The 21,147-nt window shown below is 62.3% G+C and carries 20 protein-coding genes; 10 read left to right on the top strand and 10 right to left on the bottom strand.

The features are described 5' to 3' along the window. Window positions 1-62: 62 nt before the first annotated feature. Together OGV19_RS00265 and OGV19_RS00260 are read right to left on the bottom strand one after the other, a co-directional pair. Window positions 63-260 (bottom strand): YbdD/YjiX family protein, encoded by a 198-nt coding sequence (locus tag OGV19_RS00265; RefSeq protein WP_027595234.1) that lies wholly within the window; start codon window positions 258-260, stop codon window positions 63-65. A gap of 17 nt (window positions 261-277) precedes the next feature. Further along, window positions 278-2,344 (bottom strand): carbon starvation CstA family protein, encoded by a 2,067-nt coding sequence (locus OGV19_RS00260; RefSeq protein ID WP_264311595.1) that lies wholly within the window; start codon window positions 2,342-2,344, stop codon window positions 278-280. 166 nt (window positions 2,345-2,510) lie between these two features. Here OGV19_RS00260 and OGV19_RS00255 point away from each other — a divergent pair, with 166 nt between their 5' ends. Continuing rightward, window positions 2,511-2,873 (top strand): PilZ domain-containing protein, encoded by a 363-nt coding sequence (locus OGV19_RS00255; protein WP_264311594.1) that lies wholly within the window; start codon window positions 2,511-2,513, stop codon window positions 2,871-2,873. Between the two features lie 265 nt (window positions 2,874-3,138). Then, on the top strand, window positions 3,139-4,656 hold the full coding sequence (locus OGV19_RS00250) for a nucleobase:cation symporter-2 family protein (RefSeq protein ID WP_264311593.1): 1,518 nt from the start codon (window positions 3,139-3,141) through the stop codon (window positions 4,654-4,656). Window positions 4,657-4,827: 171 nt separating this feature from the next. On the opposite strand, the gene radA is transcribed toward OGV19_RS00250, so the two are convergent. After that, on the bottom strand, window positions 4,828-6,198 hold the full coding sequence (gene radA, locus OGV19_RS00245; protein ID WP_264311592.1) for a DNA repair protein RadA: 1,371 nt from the start codon (window positions 6,196-6,198) through the stop codon (window positions 4,828-4,830). Window positions 6,199-6,376: 178 nt separating this feature from the next. Between radA and mscL the strand changes: the two genes are divergently transcribed. After that, on the top strand, window positions 6,377-6,796 hold the full coding sequence (gene mscL / locus OGV19_RS00240) for a large-conductance mechanosensitive channel protein MscL (RefSeq protein ID WP_027595230.1): 420 nt from the start codon (window positions 6,377-6,379) through the stop codon (window positions 6,794-6,796). A 31-nt stretch (window positions 6,797-6,827) separates the two neighbouring features. Here mscL and OGV19_RS00235 read toward each other — a convergent pair whose 3' ends face one another. Beyond that, window positions 6,828-7,604, bottom strand: coding sequence for a ferredoxin--NADP reductase (locus tag OGV19_RS00235; RefSeq protein WP_264311591.1), 777 nt, complete (start codon window positions 7,602-7,604; stop codon window positions 6,828-6,830). 214 nt (window positions 7,605-7,818) lie between these two features. Between OGV19_RS00235 and OGV19_RS00230 the strand changes: the two genes are divergently transcribed. Together OGV19_RS00230 and OGV19_RS00225 are read left to right on the top strand one after the other, a co-directional pair. Further along, window positions 7,819-8,526 carry an autoinducer binding domain-containing protein gene (locus OGV19_RS00230; RefSeq protein ID WP_264311590.1) on the top strand — a complete coding sequence of 236 codons (708 nt, stop codon included), beginning with the start codon at window positions 7,819-7,821 and terminating at the stop codon, window positions 8,524-8,526. Between the two features lie 96 nt (window positions 8,527-8,622). After that, window positions 8,623-9,747 carry a methyltransferase gene (locus tag OGV19_RS00225; RefSeq protein ID WP_264311589.1) on the top strand — a complete coding sequence of 375 codons (1,125 nt, stop codon included), beginning with the start codon at window positions 8,623-8,625 and terminating at the stop codon, window positions 9,745-9,747. A 180-nt stretch (window positions 9,748-9,927) separates the two neighbouring features. Here OGV19_RS00225 and OGV19_RS00220 read toward each other — a convergent pair whose 3' ends face one another. The 3 genes from OGV19_RS00220 to OGV19_RS00210 are packed head-to-tail and all read right to left on the bottom strand — an operon-like array spanning window position 9,928 to window position 12,540. Then, a complete protein-coding gene (locus tag OGV19_RS00220; RefSeq protein WP_081717522.1) occupies window positions 9,928-10,083 on the bottom strand; it encodes a DUF2474 domain-containing protein in 156 nt (51 codons plus the stop codon). 9 nt (window positions 10,084-10,092) lie between these two features. Continuing rightward, entirely contained in the window at window positions 10,093-11,100 is a 1,008-nt protein-coding gene (gene cydB, locus OGV19_RS00215; RefSeq protein ID WP_264311588.1) for a cytochrome d ubiquinol oxidase subunit II, read from the bottom strand. Between the two features lie 3 nt (window positions 11,101-11,103). Continuing rightward, window positions 11,104-12,540 carry a cytochrome ubiquinol oxidase subunit I gene (locus OGV19_RS00210; RefSeq protein WP_264311587.1) on the bottom strand — a complete coding sequence of 479 codons (1,437 nt, stop codon included), beginning with the start codon at window positions 12,538-12,540 and terminating at the stop codon, window positions 11,104-11,106. A gap of 354 nt (window positions 12,541-12,894) precedes the next feature. On the opposite strand from OGV19_RS00210, the gene OGV19_RS00205 reads away from it, so the two are divergent. Further along, window positions 12,895-14,124 (top strand): MFS transporter, encoded by a 1,230-nt coding sequence (locus OGV19_RS00205; protein ID WP_264311586.1) that lies wholly within the window; start codon window positions 12,895-12,897, stop codon window positions 14,122-14,124. A gap of 25 nt (window positions 14,125-14,149) precedes the next feature. Here the strand turns inward: OGV19_RS00205 and OGV19_RS00200 are convergent, their stop codons facing one another. Further along, a complete protein-coding gene (locus tag OGV19_RS00200) occupies window positions 14,150-14,620 on the bottom strand; it encodes a GNAT family N-acetyltransferase (protein ID WP_264313864.1) in 471 nt (156 codons plus the stop codon). Between the two features lie 209 nt (window positions 14,621-14,829). Between OGV19_RS00200 and OGV19_RS00195 the strand changes: the two genes are divergently transcribed. The 3 genes from OGV19_RS00195 to OGV19_RS00185 all read left to right on the top strand — a co-directional run bounded on the left by OGV19_RS00195 (window position 14,830) and on the right by OGV19_RS00185 (window position 18,405). After that, the gene (locus OGV19_RS00195) at window positions 14,830-16,125 is read left to right on the top strand and encodes an NCS2 family permease (protein ID WP_264311585.1); all 1,296 of its coding nucleotides are present in this window, start codon (window positions 14,830-14,832) and stop codon (window positions 16,123-16,125) included. Further along, the gene (gene trmA, locus OGV19_RS00190; RefSeq protein ID WP_264311584.1) at window positions 16,122-17,207 is read left to right on the top strand and encodes a tRNA (uridine(54)-C5)-methyltransferase TrmA; all 1,086 of its coding nucleotides are present in this window, start codon (window positions 16,122-16,124) and stop codon (window positions 17,205-17,207) included. Before OGV19_RS00195 ends, trmA begins: the two co-directional genes overlap by 4 nt. A 262-nt stretch (window positions 17,208-17,469) precedes the next feature. Continuing rightward, window positions 17,470-18,405 carry an IS110 family transposase gene (locus tag OGV19_RS00185; RefSeq protein WP_264311583.1) on the top strand — a complete coding sequence of 312 codons (936 nt, stop codon included), beginning with the start codon at window positions 17,470-17,472 and terminating at the stop codon, window positions 18,403-18,405. A 174-nt stretch (window positions 18,406-18,579) separates the two neighbouring features. Here the strand turns inward: OGV19_RS00185 and pcaG are convergent, their stop codons facing one another. Beyond that, window positions 18,580-19,185 carry a protocatechuate 3,4-dioxygenase subunit alpha gene (gene pcaG, locus OGV19_RS00180; protein ID WP_264311582.1) on the bottom strand — a complete coding sequence of 202 codons (606 nt, stop codon included), beginning with the start codon at window positions 19,183-19,185 and terminating at the stop codon, window positions 18,580-18,582. A gap of 10 nt (window positions 19,186-19,195) precedes the next feature. Continuing rightward, window positions 19,196-19,915 (bottom strand): protocatechuate 3,4-dioxygenase subunit beta, encoded by a 720-nt coding sequence (pcaH, locus tag OGV19_RS00175; protein ID WP_264311581.1) that lies wholly within the window; start codon window positions 19,913-19,915, stop codon window positions 19,196-19,198. A 200-nt stretch (window positions 19,916-20,115) separates the two neighbouring features. On the opposite strand from pcaH, the gene OGV19_RS00170 reads away from it, so the two are divergent. Then, entirely contained in the window at window positions 20,116-21,006 is an 891-nt protein-coding gene (locus OGV19_RS00170) for a KPN_02809 family neutral zinc metallopeptidase (protein ID WP_264311580.1), read from the top strand. The last annotated feature ends 141 nt before the right edge of the window (window positions 21,007-21,147 follow it).

Here is a 21,147-nt window from a genome sequence, read left to right as displayed (position 1 = left end):
GCTGAAAATGAATGTGGGAGCCCGGTTGCCCGGGCTCCCACAGGTTCACAGGTGGTGCAGGCTCAACAGCACTTGGGCCCGGACTTGCCACCGTAACGCGCTTCCTGGCGTTCGCGGAAGAACGCCTCGTAGCTCATCACCGGTTTGTCCGGGTGCTTGTTCTGCATGTGTTCGACATAGTTGTCGTAGTCGGGCATGCCGACCATCAGGCGGGCTGCCTGCCCCAGGTACTTACCCAGTCGACCCAGGTCGTTGAACATAGCTGCAGTCCTCTCGTTTACGCGTCAGGCAGCGCCTGGAACGGGGTTTCCTTGTCGGTGCGCTCCTTGCGGCCGAGGGCGGCGTAGCCGACCTTGATGGCGAAGAACAGGATGCTGAACACCACCAGCAGGAACAGAATCGTCAGGCCCGCGTTGGTGTAGGCGTTGAAGATCACGTGCTGCATCTGGCCGATGTCCTTGGCCGGGGCCAGTACCTGGCCGGCGTCCAGGGCGGTGCTGTACTTCTTGGCCAGGGCCAGGAAGCCCACGGCCGGGTTCGGGTCGAACAGCTTGATCAGGCCCGCAGCGGTGGTGCAGATCAGCAGCCAGACAGCCGGCAGCAGGGTCACCCAGATGTAGCGCTGACGCTTCATCTTGATCAGGACCACGGTGCCAAGCATCAAGGCGATACCGGCCAGCATCTGGTTGGAGATACCGAACAGCGGCCACAAGGTGTTGATGCCACCCAGCGGGTCGATAACGCCCTGGTACAGCAGGTAGCCCCAGAGCGCCACGCAACCGGCGGTGGCGAGCAGGTTGGCGCCCCACGATTCGGTGCGTTTGAGCGCTGGCACGAAGCTGCCCAGCAGGTCCTGCAGCATGAAGCGACCGGCACGGGTACCGGCGTCCACGGCCGTCAGGATGAACAGGGCTTCGAACAGGATCGCGAAGTGGTACCAGAAGGCCATGGTGTTTTCACCCGGCAACACCTGGTGAAGGATCTGCGCGATACCTACCGCCAAGGTGGGCGCACCACCGGCGCGGGCCAGGATGGTGTGCTCACCGATGTCGCGGGCGACGGCTTCGAGCTGCTCAGGCGTGATCAGGAAGCCCCAGCTGCTGACCGTCTGCGCCACCGATGCCACGTCGGCGCCGACCACGGCGGCCGGGCTGTTCATGGCGAAGTACACGCCTGGCTCGATCACCGAGGCGGCGACCATGGCCATGATGGCGACGAACGACTCCATCAGCATGCCGCCGTAGCCGATGTAACGGGCGTTGGTTTCGTTGTCCAGCAGCTTGGGCGTGGTGCCCGAGGAGATCAGCGCATGGAAGCCCGATACCGCACCGCACGCGATGGTGATGAACAGGAACGGGAACAGGGTGCCCTTCCAGACCGGGCCGGTACCGTCGGTGAACTGGGTCAGGGCCGGCATTTTCAGCTCAGGCGCGATGATCAGGATGCCGATGGCCAGGCCCACGATGGTGCCGATCTTGAGGAAGGTCGACAGGTAGTCACGCGGTGCCAGTACCAGCCATACCGGCAGTACGGCAGCGACGAAGCCATAACCCACCAGCATCCAGGTGATCTGCACGCCGGTGAAGGTGAACGCAGGGCCCCAGACCGGGTCGGCTGCGATCACGCCGCCCAGCCAGATCGAGGCCAGCAGCAGCACCACGCCGACCACCGAGATTTCGCCGATGCGGCCCGGGCGGATGTAGCGCATGTAGATGCCCATGAACATCGCGATCGGGATGGTCGCCATCACCGTGAACATGCCCCACGGGCTCTCGGCCAGGGCCTTGACCACGATCAGCGCCAGCACCGCGAGGATGATGATCATGATCAGGAAGCAGCCAAACAAGGCGATGGTGCCAGGGATGCGGCCCATTTCCTCACGCACCATGTCGCCCAGCGAGCGACCGTTGCGGCGGGTGGACATGAACAGGACCATGAAGTCCTGCACCGCGCCAGCCAGCACCACGCCGGCGATCAGCCAGAGCGTGCCGGGCAGGTAGCCCATCTGCGCAGCGAGTACCGGGCCGACCAGCGGGCCGGCGCCGGCAATGGCGGCGAAGTGGTGGCCGAACAGGATGTGTTTGTTGGTCGGAACGTAGTCCAGGCCATCGTTGTTGAGCACCGCCGGCGTGGCCCGGCGAGGGTCGAGTTGCATCACCTTGGTGGCGATGAACAGGCTGTAGTAGCGGTAGGCGACCAGGTAGAGGGCCACTGCCGCGACCACGATCCACAAGGCGTTGACCGCCTCACCGCGACGCAGGGCAACCACACCCAGCGCGCAGGCGCCGATGACTGCCAGCGCCAGCCACGGAATGTGGCGTAGCAGGCTATTATTGTTGTTCATGGTTTGCTTCCAGCTGGTGGATTGGAAAAGACCGCCCATCGAGTCTAGGGCCAGTCATCGCGCATTGCCACACTTGCTTAGATCTAGAGCCTCTGCGGCCAGATTGCAGTACCTGATGTACCTACCATACTCACTATAGTCAGGTTGTTACCCGGAGAGTCCTCCCATGAGCGATCACGATGAACGCCGCCGTTTTCAACGCATCGCCTTCGACGCGCCTACCGAACTGCGCCAAGGCTTGCAGAGCTGGCCCGCCACATTGCTGGACCTGTCACTTAAAGGCTTGCTGGTCGAACGCCCGGCGAACTGGGAAGTGGACCTGACCCAGGACTTCGAAGCCATCATCCACCTGGACGCTGATACCCGGGTCGAGATGCAAGTGGAACTGCGCCACGAAGAACCCTCGCGCCTGGGCTTCATCTGCCTCCATATCGACCTCGATTCGATGACCCATTTGCACCGTCTTGTGGAGCTGAACCTGGCCGACAGCACCGAAATGATGCGTGAGCTGCGTGAACTCATCGAATAATGGAATCTCTTAGCTAGCTAACATCCTCCCCACCTCGTGTTTCCTGTCTACCCAGACAGCTTTAAGCCTGGGTAGCAGTGCTTTGTACACACCCCTCTAGTACAGCCTCTGATGACTTGGTACGCGTTCTGCATTGGGCTCTAGCACACCTTGCGAGCCTGCTTGTTCACGCTCCAATCAAAATATTGTATACAATTGTTGTGGCAATCATTTGTAGGAAGTGTCTACAGTAGCGGCACAACAATAAACGCAGAGAGCCTGCTCCATGACTACGTCCCCTAGCACGTCTCCCGCCAAGCGCCCCGAGGATGAAAACCTCGGCCTTGGGGCCAACCTGGCCTATGGTCTGCAGCATGTGTTGACCATGTATGGAGGGATTGTCGCGGTACCCCTGATCTTGGGGCAGGCCGCGGGCCTGAACGGTGCAGAGATCGGCATGCTGATCGCCGCGTCGTTGTTTGCCGGTGGCTTGGCCACCTTGCTGCAGACACTTGGCCTGCCGTTCTTCGGTTGCCAGTTGCCGCTGGTGCAGGGCGTGTCGTTCGCCGGTGTGGCAACCATGGGCGCAATCCTCAGCAGCGAGGGCGGCGGTGGCCTGCCGGGTGTGCTGGGCGCGGTCATGGCGGCTTCGTTCATCGGTTTCTTGATCACCCCGGTGTTCTCGCGCATCACCAAGTTCTTCCCTCCGCTGGTAACCGGCATCGTCATCACCACCATCGGCCTGACCCTGATGCCCGTGGCCGCACGCTGGGTGATGGGCGGCAACAGCGCTTCACCTGAGTTCGGCAGCGTGGCCAACATCGGCCTGGCGGCACTGACCTTCGCCATCGTCCTGCTGCTGAGCAAGCTGGGCAGCGCGACCATCTCGCGCCTGTCGATTCTCCTGGCCATGGTGTTTGGCACCCTGATCGCCTGGGCGCTGGGCATGACCGATTTCAGCAAGGTCACCCAAGGCCCGATGTTCGCCTTCCCCACGCCGTTCCATTTCGGCATGCCGGAATTTCACATCGCCGCGATCCTGTCGATGTGCATCGTGATCATGGTGACCCTGGTAGAAACCTCGGCCGACATCCTCGCGGTGGGCGACATCATTGAAACCAAGGTCGACTCCAAGCGCCTGGGCAATGGCCTGCGCGCCGACATGGCGTCGAGCATCCTGGCACCGATCTTCGGCTCGTTCACCCAGAGCGCCTTCGCCCAGAACGTCGGCCTGGTGGCCGTGACCGGGGTCAAGAGCCGCTATGTGGTGGCCACCGGTGGCGTGATCCTGGTGGTGCTCGGCTTGCTGCCCGTCATGGGCCGGGTGATTGCCGCGGTCCCTACCCCGGTCTTGGGCGGCGCGGGCATCGTGCTGTTCGGCACCGTGGCAGCCAGCGGTATCCGTACGCTGTCCAAAGTCAGCTACAAGAACAACGTCAACCTGATCATCGTCGCCGCCTCGCTGGGCTTTGGCATGATCCCGATTGCCGCACCGACCTTCTACCACCACTTCCCGAACTGGTTCGAGACCATCTTCCACTCGGGCATCAGCTCGGCGGCGATCATGGCCATCCTGCTGAACCTGATCTTCAACCACTTCACCGCTGGCAACTCGGACCAGCAGTCTGTGTTCGCGGCGGCCTACGAGCGCACCATCCAGTATTCGGACATCTCCGCACTGCGCGATGGCGACTACTTCAAAGATGGCAAGCTGTTCGATGCCGAGGGCAATGAAGTGCCGATGATGGAGCTGGACGAGCATGGCAACGAGGCGCCCAGGCGAACGCCAGTCGCCGAGCATTGACCGCTGACTGAGCGGTTACCGGGGGGAGCCGATGCGCATCATCGGCTCCCCTTTTTGTTTGCCTGTGCCGGCCTCTTCGCGGGACAAGCCCGCTCCCACACGGAATCACAGGTTTGCTGAACCTTGTGGGAGCGGCGGTCCGACTTGCCCCGCGAAGAGGCCGGTGCAGGACTACTCGAACAGGGCATCCAAAGCCTGCTCCAGCCGGGTCACGGCAATCACCTGCAACCCTGCAGGCGGCTCTTTCGGCGCATTCCCTTTGGGCACGATGGCCCGCTTGAAGCCATGCTTGGCCGCCTCTTTCAGCCGCTCCTGGCCACTGGGCACCGGGCGCACCTCACCGGACAGGCCAATCTCGCCGAACACCAGCAGGCCGTGGGCCAGCGGCCGGTTGCGCAAGCTGGACATCACCGCCGCCAACAAAGCCAGGTCCGACGCGGTTTCGAGTACCTTCACGCCGCCCACCACGTTCAAGAACACATCCTGGTCGTGGGTAGGAATGCCGCCATGGCGGTGCAGCACCGCCAGCAACATGGCCAGCCGGTTCTGATCCAGGCCCAGGGTCACCCGGCGCGGGTTGGCCAGGTGGCTGTCATCGACCAGCGCCTGCACCTCGACCAGCATCGGCCGGGTGCCCTCCCAGGTGGCCATCACCACACTGCCCGGTACTTCTTCCTGGGTACGGTTGAGGAAGATCGCCGAAGGGTTCGAGACCTCTTTAAGGCCACGGTCGGTCATGCCGAAGACGCCCAGTTCGTTGACCGCGCCAAAGCGGTTCTTGACCGCCCGCAGAAGGCGCAAGCGGCCATCGGACTCGCCCTCGAAATAGAGCACGGTATCGACCATGTGCTCCAGCACCCGCGGCCCAGCCAGCGAGCCCTCCTTGGTGACGTGGCCGACCAGGAAGATCGCCGTGCCGCTCTGCTTGGCATAACGCACCAGCAGCGCCGTACTCTCACGTACCTGGGCCACGCCACCGGGGGCTGATTGCAGCTGTTCGGTGAAAATGGTCTGGATCGAGTCGATCACCATGACCCGGGGTTTTTCCACACGGGCCGTGGCGATGATGGTCTCGATACAGGTCTCGGTCATCACCTTGAGCTGGTCCTGGGGCAGGCCCAACCGGCGGGAGCGCATGGCCACCTGCTGTTGCGACTCTTCGCCTGTGACATACAGTGCGGGCATGTGCACGGCAATATTGCACAAGGTCTGCAGAAGAATGGTCGATTTGCCGATGCCAGGGTCACCCCCGATCAGCACCACCGAGCCATCGACCAGCCCGCCACCCAGTACGCGATCCAGTTCGGTGCTGCTGGTGGTGAAGCGCGGGATCTCTTCCACACTGACTTCAGCCAAGGTCTTGATCTGCGCCTGTTGCCCGGTCCAGCCGGCACGGCCACTGCTGGGCGCCGCTGCCCCGCCGCTCTCGATCATGGTTTCGACCAGGGTGTTCCAGGCCCCGCATTCACCGCATTGGCCGGCCCATTTCGGGAAGGTCGCGCCGCACTCGGTGCAGCCATACAAGCGCTTGGCCTTGGCCATGGGCGGATTCTCCTGGAAAAAAACCGCCATGATAGCCGAGCGAGACGTGTCTCGAACGCCTCGGCGTGCGACAAAACTATTCGTTCTAACCGAAGTCAGTACCCCTGAACACAACGCATGAACCGTTTTAGTGGCTTACACTGCGTTAACCTCACCATTTGTTACAAAGGAATCGAACATGGGCATGATCAGTGAGTTCAAGGCCTTCGCGGTCAAAGGCAATGTCGTCGACATGGCGGTCGGTATCATCATTGGCGCGGCCTTCGGCAAGATCGTCTCGTCCTTCGTCGGTGACGTGGTTATGCCGCCACTGGGCTTGTTGATCGGGGGCGTGGACTTCAGCGACCTGGCCATTACCCTGAAGGCAGCAGAAGGCGATATTCCGGCAGTAGTGCTGGCCTACGGCAAGTTCATCCAGACCGTGATCGATTTCGTGATCGTCGCGTTCGCCATCTTCATGGGCGTGAAGGCGATCAACCGCCTCAAGCGCGAGGAAGCGGTGGCACCGAGCGCGCCGCCAGTACCGAGTGCCGAAGAGACGTTGCTGACCGAGATTCGTGACCTGCTCAAGACGCAGAACCAGAATCGCTTGCCCTGAAGTTGCTGGGGCCGCATTGCGGCCCCCTGCTTTACCAGTAGTTTTCTACCGCCACCTGCCCCGGCCGCTTGCTCAGGCTCAACTGCAGATCACGCGCTTTGAGCACCTTTCGCGTTTCATCGATCATCTCCGGGTTACCGCAGAGCATGATGCGCGAATGCTCAGGCGACAGCTCAAGCCCCGCCGCCTTCTCCAGCTCGCCATTCTCGATCAGCGTGGTAATGCGTGCATTCAACGCGCCCGGATGCTGTTCACGGGTCACCACCGGAATGAACTGCAGTTTGCCGGCGAACTCTGCCAGGTAATCGCGCTGTTCCAAGCCGGCGATTTCGTCGACGTAGGCCAGCTCCTTCGCCTCGCGTACCGAATACACCAGCTTGATGCTGTCAAAACGCTCCCAGGCCTCGAAGTCCTGCAGGATGGACATGAACGGTGCAATGCCGGTGCCGGTGGCCAGCAACCACAAGTCGCGGCCGCCGATGAAGCGGTCGAGGGTCAGGAAGCCGAAGGCCTGCCGGTCGATCAGCAAGCTGTCACCCTCGCCCAAGCGGCTCAGCTCGCTGGTGAACTCCCCTCCGGGCACCACGATCGAGAAGAAGTCGAGATGCTCGTCATGCGGCGCGCTGACCATGGAATAGGCGCGCCAGACCACGCTGCCATCGGCCTTGGTGACACCCAGGCGGGCAAACTGGCCAGCACGGAAGCGAAAACCCGCATCGCGCGTAACCCGCAGGCTGAAGAGGTTCGGCGTGAGTGGCTGAACATCGAGCAGTGTCTGGCGGGTGAACTTTTCGGCGCTGGCGGTCATATCGGGCTCCAAGGTTGACGTGCGCACAGTGTCGCGCAAAGTGGCCCGGATAAAAACCACCGGTTTGTAGGGCCTCAGCAGGGCGATGCTGCCTATTTCGCAGATAAACCTGATCGCTATAACAAAAAAAACCCAACACCATGGTAGGTCTTTTCCTACAATAACCCCGGTATGCAAATGGGTTGGATCCTGTTGCCCCTTAGGAGTGTTTCGGATGCTTCACTGGAAACCTGAGCACCTTCATCAATTTGTAAGCGAGCGATCCCCACGGAAGTTGTTCGATATCGCTGTGCACTTGGTGCAGGACCTGGGCATGGAACACCTCGGGCTGAACATTCGCATCCAGATCGCTACCCAGACACCCCGGTTGTACCTCTACAGCAACTACCCAACCGAGTGGATCGAGCGCTATCAGCGCGATGAGTTCTACAAGCTGGACCCTGCAGCACGCGTGAGCCATAGCCAGACCACGCCCGTGCTATGGACCGACGAGCTGTATCGTGAGGTACCGCACTTTCGTGAAGCAGCCTGCAAGCACGGCCTGCGCCATGGCTGGACACAGTCGCTGCACGACCTGCAACACAATGAGAGCCAAGTCAGCGTCGCCCGGCCCGAAAAAAAAATAATGATCAACGAACTCTACGAAAAAGGCGGTAGCGTGCAGTGGGTGTGTCACACCTTGCATGCTGTGCTGTGCGAGCACCACCTGAGCGCACTCTGCCCACCGCAGCCAAAGATGAGCGAACGAGAACTGGAAGTGCTGAAGTGGTCGGCCGCCGGCAAGACCGCCGCCGACGTTGCCTGCATCCTGTCGCTGTCGCAAAGCACGGTGAACTTCCATATCCGCAGTGTGATCACCAAGACCAACGCCGCCAACAAGGCAGGCGCCATCGCCATCGCCGCCCTGCGTGGGTGGATCTGACAGCCATTTCTGCGACCTTCGGCAAAGCCCTGTAGAATTGCGCGGCAAAGCCCGCAGCGATCCGCAACGGGCAGATTCGTACCCGAGCCAGACGCCATGCCCCTGTTGACCACCCCCTACGCCGAACTCGACCTGATCCGCCAGCCGGACCAGGCAAACGACCCTCTGCAGGCCTTCGATGCCGCCGACGAGTACTTGCTCGCGCAACTGCATGAGCAGGCGCCAGACGCGCGCTGCCGGGTGTTGGTGCTCAATGACAGCTTCGGTGCCCTGGCCGCCAGCCTGGCCGAGCAGCTGAACGTGGTCAGCAGCGGCGATTCGCACCTGGCGCACATGGCCCTGGAAAAAAACCTCGCCCGCAACGGCATGCCGTTCGACAGCGTGCCGTTCGTACCGGCCAGTGAGCCGTGGCAGGGCCCGTTCGACCGGGTGCTGGTACGCGTGCCCAAGACCCTGGCCTTGCTCGAAGAGCAACTCATCCGCCTGCAGGGCCACCTGGCGCCCGGTGCGCAGGTGATCGCCGGGGCGATGATCAAGCACTTGCCACGGGCCGCAGGTGACCTGCTGGAAAAGTACATCGGCCCGGTTCAGGCCTCGCTGGCGCAAAAGAAGGCCCGGCTGCTGACCGCCACCGTTGCCGACCGCCCGGCTGCACGCTCCCCCTACCCTAGCCGCTATCAGCTCGAATCGCCGGCCCTGGAACTGGTCAACCACGCCAATGTGTTCTGCCGCGATGGCCTGGATATCGGCACCCGCGCGTTTCTCCCGCACCTGCCGAGCAACCTGGGCCAGGCCCGTGTCGCGGACCTGGGTTGCGGCAACGGCGTATTGGCGATCGCCAGCGCACTGGCCAACCCCGAGGCCCATTACACCCTGGTCGACGAGTCGTACATGGCGGTGCAATCGGCCCGCGAAAACTGGCAGGCAGCGCTGGGCGAACGCCCCGCAGTGATGCTGGCGGCCGATGGATTGGCAGGTGTGGAAAAGCAGTCGCTGGACGTGGTGCTGTGCAACCCGCCGTTTCACCAGCAGCAGGTGGTTGGCGATTTCCTTGCCTGGCGGATGTTCCAGCAAGCCCGCGAAGCCTTGGTGGTGGGCGGTGCGCTGTATATCGTCGGTAACCGCCACCTGGGTTACCACAGCAAGTTGGCGCGGTTGTTCCGCGGGGTGGAGCAGGTAGCGGCGACGCCGAAGTTCGTGATTCTCAAGGCCCGCAAGTAAGGCTTGGTGGCGCATTGCGCCCCTTTCGCGGCACAAGGCCGCTCCCACAGGGAATGCGCCATTTTTCAGCAATTGAGCAAGACAGTTGCGCCCACAGGCCGGTGTTATACCGCAGGCATGCACTGTACCTGTGGGAGCGGCCTTGTGCCGCGAAAGGGCCGCGACGCGGCCCCCGCTCAATCAATGGGTAGTCAACCCCGCCGCCCCCATGAACAGCCGCATCACGTAGGCCGCCACGCCCAGGGCCGCCACGCTCATCGCCCAGATCAGCACCAGCCAACCCAGCCGCTGCCACAGTGGCTTCTTCTCTTCCAAACCATGCTTGCCAGTCATCATGGGCGCCTCCTAGTGATAGCCGTCTTCATGGGTCACCTTGCCGCGGAACACGTAGTAGCTCCAGAAGGTGTACCCCAGGATGAACGGCAGGATGAACAACGTACCCACCAGCATGAACCCTTGGCTCTGCGGCGGCGCCGCAGCGTCCCAGATCGAGATCGACGGCGGGATGATGTTCGGCCACACGCTGATGCCCAGGCCGCTGTAACCGAGGAAGACCAGCACCAGGGTCAGCAGGAATGGCGTGTAGTTGGCATTGCGCGCGACCGCCTTGAGCAACCCGTAGAAGGTCACCAGCACCAGGATCGGCACCGGCATGAACCAGATCAGGTTAGGCATGCTGAACCAGCGCTCGGCGATCTGCGGGTAGGCGATCGGTGTCCACAAGCTGACGATACCGATCACCACCAGCAGCACCAGCGCCAACGGCCTGGCCAGGTCATGCATCTGCAACTGCAGCGGCCCTTCGGTCTTCATGATCAGCCAGGTGCAGCCCAGCAGGGTGTAGGCGACGATCAGGCCCAGGCCGCTGAACAGGCTGAACGGGGTCAGCCAGTCGAGCGTGCCACCGGCATAGTGGCGGTCGACGACCTTGAAGCCCTCGATGAACGCGCCCAGTGCAACACCCTGGAAGAAGGTCGCAATCAGCGAACCCCAGATGAACGCCTTGTCCCAGATGTGGCGTTTGTCGTCCTTGGCCTTGAAACGGAACTCGAAGGCCACGCCACGGAAGATCAGCCCGATCAGCATGAGGATCAGTGGCAGGTACAAGGCTTCGAGCACCACCGCATAGGCCATCGGGAAGGCCCCGAACAGCCCGGCGCCACCCAGCACCAGCCAGGTCTCGTTGCCGTCCCATACCGGGGCGACGGTGTTCATCATCACATCACGGTCACGCTCGCCCTTGACGAAGGGGAAGAGCATGCCGATGCCTAAGTCGAAACCATCCATCACCACGTACATCATGACGCCGAAGATGATGATCACGGCCCAGATCAGCGGAAGGTCGATACCCATGACTCAGTTCCCCTTGCTCAGGCTGACAGTGTTGGCCTCATGGCCATCATCGGCGGCGGACAGCGGCCGCGCCGGCGTGCGTTGCTGGCCAGGGCCACCCGGCGGCTGATGATCGCCTTCACCGGTATGCGGGCCCTTGCGCACCAGGCGCATCATGTAGCCAAGGCCGGTGCCGAACAGGGCGAAGTACACCACCACGAACGCCACCAGGGTGAAGCCCAGCTGGGCATAACTGTGGTTGGAGACGCCTTCGGAGGTACGCATCAGGCCGTACACCACCCACGGCTGGCGGCCGACTTCGGTGGTGAACCAGCCTGCGAGCAGGGCGATCAACCCGGAAGGGCCCATCCACAGGGTCAGGTAGAGGAACGGTCGTGAGCTGTACAACGTGCCACGCTTGCGCAGCCACAGGCTCCACAGGCCAACGAAGATCATCAGGAAACCAAGCCCGACCATGATCCGGAACGACCAGAACACGACGGCCGAATTGGGCCGGTCTTCGGGCGGGAAGTCCTTCATCGCTGGCACTTGCTTGTCCAGGCTGTGGGTCAGGATCAGGCTGCCAAGGGCCGGGATCTCGACCTTGAAGCGGGTGGTCTCGGCTTTCATGTCGGGGATGCCGAACAGGATCAGCGGGGTAGGCTCGCCCGGCACGTTCTCCCAGTGGCCTTCGATGGCCGCGATCTTCACCGGCTGGTGCTTGAGCGTGTTGAGGCCATGGAAGTCGCCGATCACGGCCTGGATGGGGGCGACGATCAGCGCCATCCACATGGCCATCGACAGCATCTTGCGCACGGCCGGGTTGTCACGCCCACGCAGCAGGTGCCAGGCCGCCGAGGCGCCGACGAAGAACGCAGTGGCGACGAACGCCGCCGTGGCCATGTGCATCAATCGGTAGGGGAACGAGGGGTTGAAGATCACCGCCAGCCAGTCCACCGGTACCACGCGACCATCGATGATTTCGTGGCCTTGCGGGGTCTGCATCCAACTGTTGGAGGCCAGGATCCAGAAGGTCGAGACCAGCGTGCCGAGCGCCACCATGACCGTGGCGAAGAAGTGCAGGCCACGGCCCACACGGTTCCAGCCAAACAGCATGACGCCCAAAAAGCCTGCCTCGAGGAAGAACGCCGTCAGCACCTCATAGGTCAGCAAGGGGCCGGTAACGGCGCCGGCGAAATCGGAGAAGCGGCTCCAGTTGGTGCCGAATTGATAGGCCATGACCAGGCCAGAGACCACGCCCATGCCGAAGTTGACGGCGAAGATCTTCGACCAGAAGTGGTAGAGGTCACGGTAGACCTGGTTGTGGCTCCGCAGCCAAAGGCCTTCGAGGACTGCCAGGTAGCTCGCCAGACCAATGGTGATGGCCGGGAACAAGATGTGAAAGGACACGGTAAACGCAAACTGGATTCGGGCGAGATCTAGGGCCTCTAAACCGAACATAGTGCTTCCTCTTCAGATAATCCGGCGTTCAGGCTCGTGGCCCTGGCGCCTACTGCCCCCACGGTATCGAGTGCGGCGAGTTGGAATTGTTCTGTGCAATCGCAGGGATTCCGGCCCAAAGGCCACATCGTCGGCTGATCGTTGCGTTTGCAACGATTGATCCAGGTCAACGACTGACTGGAAGCATAGTCCTGAATGGCCAGGCGGGCCGTGTGGTTGATTGCCGCGTGACCTGTTGCCCCACCCTCTTTCAGAAACGGTGAAAAAGTGCCGATCACGGCAAACAGTAACTGCTTGTTACAAACAGATGATAATCTGCCGACCCCTCTACTGCGCCGAGGCCACAGGTTTCCGATGCCCGATTCCGCACCGCAGTTGTTGCGCCATCATCGTCCTTTCCTCGCGTTCTGGCTGGCCCGTGTGTTCACCGCCAGCGGTTTCCAGATGCTCACCGTGGCCATCGGCTGGCACCTCTACCAGCTCACTGGCAATGTGCTCGACCTGGGCCTGGTCGGCTTGGTCGAATTCGCCCCGCGGGTACTGTTCATGCTGCACACCGGGCATGTCGCCGACCGCTATGACCGGCGCAAGGTCGCCGCCTTGTGCCAGAGCCTGCAGGGGCTGATCGCACTGGCCCTGGCAGTGGGCAGCGCCACCGACAACGTCAGCCGCGAGCTGATCTTCGCCCTGGCCTTCCTGCTGGGTGCCACGCGCTCGTTCGAGATGCCGGCGACCCAGGCCCTGCTGCCCAATGTCGTGCCGCCGGGGTTGTTCCCACGGGCGGTGGCGGCTTCGGCCTCGGCGACCCAGGCCGCCACCATCGTCGCCCCCGCAGTGGGCGGGTTGCTGTATGCCTTTGGCAGCATCTGGGTGTATGGGCCGACCGTGGCGCTGTACGCCATCGCCTGCGTGCTGACCTTGAGCCTGGATGCGCGCCAGCAAGTGCCCCAGCGTGGCCGGGCCAGCCTGGAGTCGCTGCTGGCTGGCGTGCGCTTCATCCGCAGCCGGCCCGACATTCTCGGGGCCATCTCGCTGGACCTGTTTGCCGTGTTGCTGGGCGGCGCTACCGCGCTGTTGCCGGTGTTTGCCAAGGACATCCTGCTCACCGGCCCCTGGGGCCTGGGCCTGCTGCGCTCGGCGCCGGCGGTGGGTGCGTTGCTGATGTCGCTGTGGTTGGCGCGCTTCCCGTTCGAGCGCAAGGTCGGGCGCACCATGTTCACGGCAGTGGGGGTGTTTGGCGTGGCGACCATCGCGTTTGGCCTGTCGACGTCGTTCTGGTTTTCGCTGGCGGTGCTGGTAGTGCTAGGGGCGGCGGACATGATCAGCATGGTCATCCGCAGTTCATTCGTGCAGTTGGAGACACCGGATGAGATGCGCGGGCGGGTGAGTGCCGTGAACGGGTTGTTCATCGGTGCCTCGAACCAGCTCGGCGAGTTTGAATCGGGGGTCACGGCGCACTGGTTTGGCACAGTGCCGGCCGTGGTGTTGGGGGGCGTGGGCACGCTGGTGGTGACCGGGGTGTGGATAAAACTGTTCCCGACGCTGGCCAAGCGCGATCAGCTGCACAGCAAGGCCGCTGAATGAGCGCCGAGGCCGGCATGCGGGCGGCTCAGAGCATCAAGGTCATGCAACACTCGTAGCCGCTGCGGGCGCGGTAGCCATCGCCGCTGCCCACCCAGCCCGTGGCTCGGTACAACCCCAACGCCGGGTGGTTGTCGCGGTCGACCGACAATTGCAGGCATTCGACATCAGGCCACATCGCGCGCACCACAGCCGGCAAGGCTTGCATGCACCGGCGCCCCAAGCCACGCCCCTGGAACCGTTTGTCGACCTGCAAGGCCGTGATCGTCGCCGCGCCCGCCTGGGCCCAGGTGGGCAGAAATGCCCCGCGCTGGAGCAGCAACAACGCCTGCGGCACGCCATCGAGCACGAGCACCAGCGCACGCCGGTGATCGCTTTTGCAGCTTTGCAACAGGTACACCGCGCTGGCCACATCACCGGCATAGCGCAGCTGCTCGGGGTGCAGTTGGATATCGAGCAGTTGAGCGCGCTGGGTTTGGTTCAGGTCACGGTAGTCCATCAGTTGCACAACGCTGCTCCCACGAAGCCGCAGACCGCACGGCGTAGAATCTGCAGTGTATCGCGACATTGATTACCGCTCACCGAGCATGCTGGTATGATGCGCGGCTTTTTTCCGCCCCAGATAAAACCACGGCAACCGGTACGGTCTGTGCTTTGCTGATGGGGTCGATACAAATCACGGCGCCGGGGGCGCCTTGGGGAGCGGGCATGCTGGAAAGGCTGTTTCAACTAAGAGCACACAACACCAACGTGCGCACCGAGATTCTTGCGGGCGTCACCACCTTCCTGGCCATGGCCTACATCCTGTTCGTCAACCCGAGCATCCTCGGCGAGACCGGTATGGACAAGGGTGCGATCTTCGTCGCCACCTGCCTGGCTGCGGCCATCGGTTCGACGACCATGGGCCTGATCGCCAACTACCCGATCGCGCTGGCGCCGGGCATGGGCCTGAACGCCTTCTTCACCTACACCGTGGTCCTGCACATGGGCCATACCTGGCAGGTCGCGCTGGGCGCGGTGTTCCTGTCGGCAGTGATGTTCTTCCTGTTGTCGATCTTCCGTATCCGCGAATGGATCGTGAACAGCATCCCGCTGCCGCTGCGCTCTGCCATCGCTGCCGGTATCGGTTTGTTCCTGGCACTGATCGCGCTGCATAACGCAGGTATCGTCGTCGATAACCCGGCCACCCTGGTAGGCCTTGGCGACCTCAAGCAGCCAGCACCGATCCTTGCCACCCTGGGCTTCTTCCTGATCGTCGGCCTTGAGTCGTTGAAGGTGCGTGGCGCGGTACTGATCGGCATTCTTGCCGTGACCATCGCGTCTATCGCGATGGGCGTGACGCCGTTCGCCGGCATCGTGTCCATGCCGCCATCGCTGGCACCGACCTTCCTGCAGTTGGACATCGCCGGCGCACTGGATGTGGGCCTGGTCAGCGTCATCTTCGCCTTCCTGTTCGTCGACCTGTTCGACAACTCCGGCACCCTGATCGGCGTGGCCAAACGCGCCGGCCTGATGGGCAAGGACGGCCACATGCCAAAAATGGGCCGCGCCCTGATTGCCGACAGCACCGCCGCCATGGCCGGCTCGCTGCTAGGCACCTCGACCACCACCAGCTACATCGAATCGGCCGCTGGCGTGAGTGCGGGCGGGCGTACCGGCCTGACCGCCATCGTGGTGGCCGTGCTGTTCCTGCTCGCGCTGTTCTTCGCCCCGCTGGCCGGTAGCGTACCGGCCTTCGCCACGGCGCCGGCGCTGCTGTTCGTCGCCGTGCTGATGGCTTCGGGCCTGGCGGAAATAAACTGGGACGACGTCACCGAAGCCGCGCCCGTGGTGGTGACGGCCCTGGCCATGCCGCTGACCTACTCGATCGCCAACGGCATCGCCTTCGGCTTCATTTCCTGGACCGCCGTCAAGCTGATCTCCGGTCGCCACCGCGACCTGAACCCGGCCTTGGTGATCCTTTCCATCCTGTTCGTTATCAAGCTGGGCTGGTTCAACGCATGAGTGCTGCTTTCGACCCCTCCTCCTACGCCACCCAGCTGGACGCCAAGGTTGCCCGGCTGCGCGAGCTGCTGGCGCCGTTCGGCGCGCCGGAACCGGCTGTTTTCGACTCGCCGCGCGAGCACTATCGCCTGCGCGCCGAGTTCCGCCTGTGGCGCGAGGACGGCCAGCGCCACTACGCGATGTTCGCCCCGGGCGAGAAGCACAAGGCGATTTTGATCGACGACTTCCCCATCGCCAGCGAGCGCATCAACGATTTGATGCCGCGCCTCAAGGCTGCCTGGCAAGCCAGCGAGGACCTGAGCAACCGCCTGTTCCAGGTGGAGTTTCTGACCACCCTGGCAGGCGATGCGATGGTCACCATGTGCTACCACCGCCCGCTGGACGAGGCATGGGAAGTGGCCGCGCGGCAACTGGCGGAAGAGTTGGGGGTAAGCCTGATTGGCCGCTCCAAGGGCAAGCGCCTGGTGATCGGCCGCGACTACGCGGTAGAAAAACTGGACGTGGCTGGCCGCGTGTTCAGTTACCGCCAGCCGGAAGGTGCCTTCACCCAGCCCAATGGCGCGGTGAACCAGAAAATGCTGAGCTGGGCGTTCGACGCCATGGGCGAGCGTGAAGATGACCTGCTGGAGCTGTATTGCGGCAACGGCAACTTCACCCTGCCGCTGGCCACCCGCGCACGCCAAGTGCTGGCGACCGAAATCAGCAAGACCTCGGTCAATGCGGCGCTGAGCAACCTCGATGAAAACGGCGTGGATAACGTGCGGCTGGTACGGCTGTCGGCTGAAGAGCTGACCCAGGCGCTGAACGAAGTGCGCCCGTTCCGTCGGCTGGAAGGGATCGACCTGAAAAGCTATGCGTTCGGCACCGTGTTCGTCGACCCGCCGCGTGCCGGGATGGACCCGGACACCTGCGAGCTGACCCGGCGTTTCGAGCGGATTCTGTACATCTCGTGCAACCCGGAAACGCTGGCGGCGAACATCGAGCAGTTGCAGGACACGCACCGTATCGAGCGCTGTGCGTTGTTTGACCAGTTCCCGTATACCCACCACATGGAAAGTGGGGTGTTGCTGGTTCGGCGATAACGGTTAGATGGTGGGGCCGCTTTGCGGCCCATTCGCGGGGCAAGCCCGCTTGTGTCTTGGAGAGGGAATAGAATCTGAAGTGAGAGCGGTGAATGGCAAGCTGATAGCCCGAGGTGCCCAGAGCACGTGTGGGAGCAAAAGCTGCCATTCACCGTTCCACTTTGGCGAGAGCCCGAACAGTTGGATGAGGGGCGTAATCTCGAATCACAAGCGTGGGCCAAGCCAAAGCGCTCTCACTCCTTGAGTTTAAGAGGGTTTGGCCATGTCTTCCTCTGTCGGCATCGATGTTTCCAGTGCCACACTTGCTGTTCACATCCGTCCTGAGGGGGTGAACTTCAGTGTTTCCAATGACTTGAAGGGATTCCAACTGCTCGTCGAAAAGCTTGGCGGGTATGCAATTTCAATGGTCTTGCTCGAAGCTACCGGTGGCTACGAGTGCAATGTCCTCAAAGCGCTGCAGGATGCCGATTTTCCGGTTTGCCGGATCAATCCCAGTCGTGCCCGGGACTTTGCCAAGTCGATGGGTAAACGCGCCAAGACCGATCCCATTGACGCAGCTGTTTTGGCTCACCTGGCTGAAGTTATGCCCCCACGGCCTTGCCAGGTGATGACACCCGAGCGGGCTTTGCTGCGCGAACTGCTTATGCAGCGGGATCGCTTCGTCCAACAGCGCGACGATGACAAGCGGCGCCTGAAGCAGGCGCGGGCTCCCAGTGTTTGTTTGCGGTTGGAACAACACATCGCCTATCTGAAGGGTGAAATTCGAGCGCTGGAACAAGAGATCGCACAGCAGGCAGCAGCTTTGCCTGATGACCGGGTTAAACAGCTCACTCAAGTCAAAGGAATTGGTCTGATTATTGCCGGAAAGCTGATGGCCTTGCTGCCAGAGCTGGGCCAGGTGGATAAGAAGGAAATTGCCGCCTTGGTCGGTGTTGCGCCGTTCAACCAGGACAGCGGCAAGCAGTCGGGCAAGCGTTCAATCTGGGGGGGGCGCTCACAAGTCAGGCGGGCGCTCTATATGGCCTGCTGGGTGGTGATACGGCACAACAAGGACTTCTGCGAGCGCTACAAAGCACTGCGAGCCCAGGGGAAGTGCGCGAAAGTATCGGTGGTGGCGTGTATGCGAGTATTGATAGTGAGGCTAAATGCGATGCTCAAGACCGGAACGCCCTGGAAGGAGCAAATAGCTCATTCGTAGGAGCAAGCCTTGCTGGCGATGCCCGGCACAGCCGGGCCTGGGGCGCTACGCGCCCCATCGCCGGCAAGGCCAGCTTCCACAAGAAGACAGTTGCTCCCACAGGTCCGCATCAGTATTGAACACTGTGGGAGCGGGCTTGCCCCGCGAATGGGCTGCAAAGCAGCCCCAGCAGTATCAGAAGTCGAAGAACACCGTCTCCCCTTCCCCCTGAATACGGATATCGAACCGATACGCCGTCTTCCCGTCCACTTCGCAACGCTTGGCAATCAAGGTCTCACGGCGCTGTGGCTGCTCGATCAGGTTGAGCACCGGGCACTTGGCGTTGGCCTCGGCTTCATCATCGAAGTACAGACGTGTGTGCAGGTGGATGTTGATGCCACGGGCAAACAAGCTGAGGTTGATGTGCGGCGCCATCGGCACGCCGGCCGCATTGTTCACCACACCCGGCTTCACCGTTTGTACAGTCCACTCACCGGCATCGAAGGTGGTGGCCGTGCGGCCGAAGCTGTTGAAGGCGTTTTCCAGGTTGTATTGATCTTGGTACTGGCCGGCGGCATCGGCCTGCCACAGCTCCAGGAACGAATCGCGCACCAGGTGCCCGTTACCGTCATAGACCTGGCCGATCAACAGAATGTGTTCGCCCGGCGCTTCTGGCTTGGCCAGGCAATTCCAGATTTCCTGGTCGCGGGTCGGGTTGCCGGCCGCTTCCAGGGCCAGGCCGATGTGGACGTAGGGGCCGGCAGTCTGCGAAGGGGTTTCCGGCAGCAGTTCGATTGGCATGGCGGGGTCCTCAGCAGTTTTCGAAGTGGGTCTTGCGCTGGCCGCGCAGCACGATGTCAAAGCGGTACGCCAGGCAGTCCATGGGGTTGGCGTTGCTCATGTCGAGCTTGGCGATCAACTGCTGCACGGCTTCTGGGTTGGCGATCGACTTGACGATCGGGCACTTGGGGATCAGTGGGTCGCCCTCGAAGTACAGCTGGGTAATCAGCTTGGTAGCGATCGACGGGCCGCTGATGCCGAAATGGATGTGCGCCGGGCGCCAATCATTTGGGCCATTGCGCCATGGGTACGGGCCGGGCTTGATGGTACGGAAGCTGTAGTAGCCGTCACGGTCGGTCAGGCAACGACCCACACCGCCGAAGTTCGGGTCCAGCGGGGCCAGGTAACGGTCGTTCTTGTGGCGGTAGCGGCCGCCAGCATTGGCCTGCCACATTTCCACCAGGGTGCTGGGCACAGGTTTGCCGTACTGGTCGACCACCCGGCCGGCAACGATGATGCGCTCACCGACCGGCAGGCCGCCGTTGTTGAAGTTCAACAGCAGGTCATGGTCGTGGGCGCCGAAACCCAGGTGGGTGAAATCCGGGCCGGTGGTTTCGCTGATCGACTGCGGGATGCTGACCAATGCCTGGCGCGGCGAGCGGGCAATGGAAGTCTTGTAGTCGGGCGTCAGGGCTTTGGGGTGCCAGTTGCGATCACGGATCACGAAGCGGCTGGTGTCCTGGGCGGGCATGCCGTTTTCCTCTCTTGGAATTATCAAAACGCCTATACGGGGCAGGCGGACTTGCAGTTTCGGATAACCCGCGCAGGATGAATACTGAAATCGACCGCTCCATACATAACCATATGGTTATGGATTAGCACCTTTGCCTGACATCTCCCGCTTAGGTGAACTAATCTTTGTCTTCTTGTTTCACGCTCCGGAGAGCATTCATGGAATGGCGAAAAGGCCGACGCAGCGACAACGTGGTCGATGCCCGAGGCGAAGGTGGCGGTGGTGGCGGCATGCGCTTTGGCGGCGGCAAGGGCCTCGGGTTGGGGGCGATTCTGCTGATCGTGGGCATTGGCTGGCTCACCGGGCAGGACCCGCTGCAGATTCTTGGCCAGCTCACCGGTCAAATGGAACAGCAACAGCAACAAGCGCCAAGCGGCGCAGGCAGCAAGGCGCCGCCGGCCAATGACCAGCAGGCCGAGTTTGTCGCCTCGGTGCTGGGTGACACTGAAGACACCTGGAAAGCGCTGTTCTCCCAGGCCGGCAAGCAGTACCGCGACCCCAAACTGGTGCTGTTCAACGGCCAGGTCAATTCTGCCTGCGGCTTTGCTTCGGCAGCGGTAGGCCCGTTCTATTGCCCGGCCGACCAGCGGGTCTACCTAGACATGTCGTTCTTCCGCGAGATGGAAACCCGCTTCGCCGCAGCGGGTGACTTTGCCCAGGCTTATGTCATCGCCCACGAGATCGGCCACCACGTGCAGACCCTGCTCGGCGTGTCGGCCAAGGTCGATGCCGCCCGCCGCAACGGGCAGCGCATGGAAGGCGACAACGGCTTGCTGGTACGCCAGGAACTGCAGGCCGATTGCCTGGCTGGGGTGTGGGCATATCAGGCGCAAAAACGCCTGAACTGGCTGGAGCCGGGTGACGTCGAGGAAGCGCTGAACGCGGCCAATGCCATTGGCGACGACCGCCTGCAGCAGAAAGGCCAGGGCCGCGTGGTACCCGACTCCTTCACTCACGGCACCTCGGCGCAGCGCGTACGCTGGTTCAAGGCGGGGTTTGCCGAGGGCGAGGTGAACAGCTGCGACACCTTCAGTGCGCGTAACCTCTGACACACGCTGGGGCTGCCTCGCGGCCCCAGCGCCACCTTAACGACAAGTTACAAATCAGCTGAAAAAGCGTTTCAGCTTCCCCCATCATTGCCGATAACCCCTGCACGAATCAGCGGGCATCCAGAACAACAACGCCTTGCG

The organism is Pseudomonas putida, assembly GCF_025905425.1.
Taxonomy (GTDB): domain Bacteria; phylum Pseudomonadota; class Gammaproteobacteria; order Pseudomonadales; family Pseudomonadaceae; genus Aquipseudomonas; species Aquipseudomonas putida_AF.
This window is presented reverse-complemented; position numbering and strand designations above follow the sequence as displayed.

Coding starts and splice junctions, on each gene's coding strand:
- OGV19_RS00265 (WP_027595234.1), bottom strand. CDS start 260: ATGTTCAACGACCTGGGTCGACTGGGTAAGTACCTGGGGCAGGCAGCC.
- OGV19_RS00260 (WP_264311595.1), bottom strand. CDS start 2,344: ATGAACAACAATAATAGCCTGCTACGCCACATTCCGTGGCTGGCGCTG.
- OGV19_RS00255 (WP_264311594.1), top strand. CDS start 2,511: ATGAGCGATCACGATGAACGCCGCCGTTTTCAACGCATCGCCTTCGAC.
- OGV19_RS00250 (WP_264311593.1), top strand. CDS start 3,139: ATGACTACGTCCCCTAGCACGTCTCCCGCCAAGCGCCCCGAGGATGAA.
- radA (WP_264311592.1), bottom strand. CDS start 6,198: ATGGCCAAGGCCAAGCGCTTGTATGGCTGCACCGAGTGCGGCGCGACC.
- mscL (WP_027595230.1), top strand. CDS start 6,377: ATGGGCATGATCAGTGAGTTCAAGGCCTTCGCGGTCAAAGGCAATGTC.
- OGV19_RS00235 (WP_264311591.1), bottom strand. CDS start 7,604: ATGACCGCCAGCGCCGAAAAGTTCACCCGCCAGACACTGCTCGATGTT.
- OGV19_RS00230 (WP_264311590.1), top strand. CDS start 7,819: ATGCTTCACTGGAAACCTGAGCACCTTCATCAATTTGTAAGCGAGCGA.
- OGV19_RS00225 (WP_264311589.1), top strand. CDS start 8,623: ATGCCCCTGTTGACCACCCCCTACGCCGAACTCGACCTGATCCGCCAG.
- OGV19_RS00220 (WP_081717522.1), bottom strand. CDS start 10,083: ATGATGACTGGCAAGCATGGTTTGGAAGAGAAGAAGCCACTGTGGCAG.
- cydB (WP_264311588.1), bottom strand. CDS start 11,100: ATGGGTATCGACCTTCCGCTGATCTGGGCCGTGATCATCATCTTCGGC.
- OGV19_RS00210 (WP_264311587.1), bottom strand. CDS start 12,540: ATGTTCGGTTTAGAGGCCCTAGATCTCGCCCGAATCCAGTTTGCGTTT.
- OGV19_RS00205 (WP_264311586.1), top strand. CDS start 12,895: ATGCCCGATTCCGCACCGCAGTTGTTGCGCCATCATCGTCCTTTCCTC.
- OGV19_RS00200 (WP_264313864.1), bottom strand. CDS start 14,620: ATGGACTACCGTGACCTGAACCAAACCCAGCGCGCTCAACTGCTCGAT.
- OGV19_RS00195 (WP_264311585.1), top strand. CDS start 14,830: ATGCTGGAAAGGCTGTTTCAACTAAGAGCACACAACACCAACGTGCGC.
- trmA (WP_264311584.1), top strand. CDS start 16,122: ATGAGTGCTGCTTTCGACCCCTCCTCCTACGCCACCCAGCTGGACGCC.
- OGV19_RS00185 (WP_264311583.1), top strand. CDS start 17,470: ATGTCTTCCTCTGTCGGCATCGATGTTTCCAGTGCCACACTTGCTGTT.
- pcaG (WP_264311582.1), bottom strand. CDS start 19,185: ATGCCAATCGAACTGCTGCCGGAAACCCCTTCGCAGACTGCCGGCCCC.
- pcaH (WP_264311581.1), bottom strand. CDS start 19,915: ATGCCCGCCCAGGACACCAGCCGCTTCGTGATCCGTGATCGCAACTGG.
- OGV19_RS00170 (WP_264311580.1), top strand. CDS start 20,116: ATGGAATGGCGAAAAGGCCGACGCAGCGACAACGTGGTCGATGCCCGA.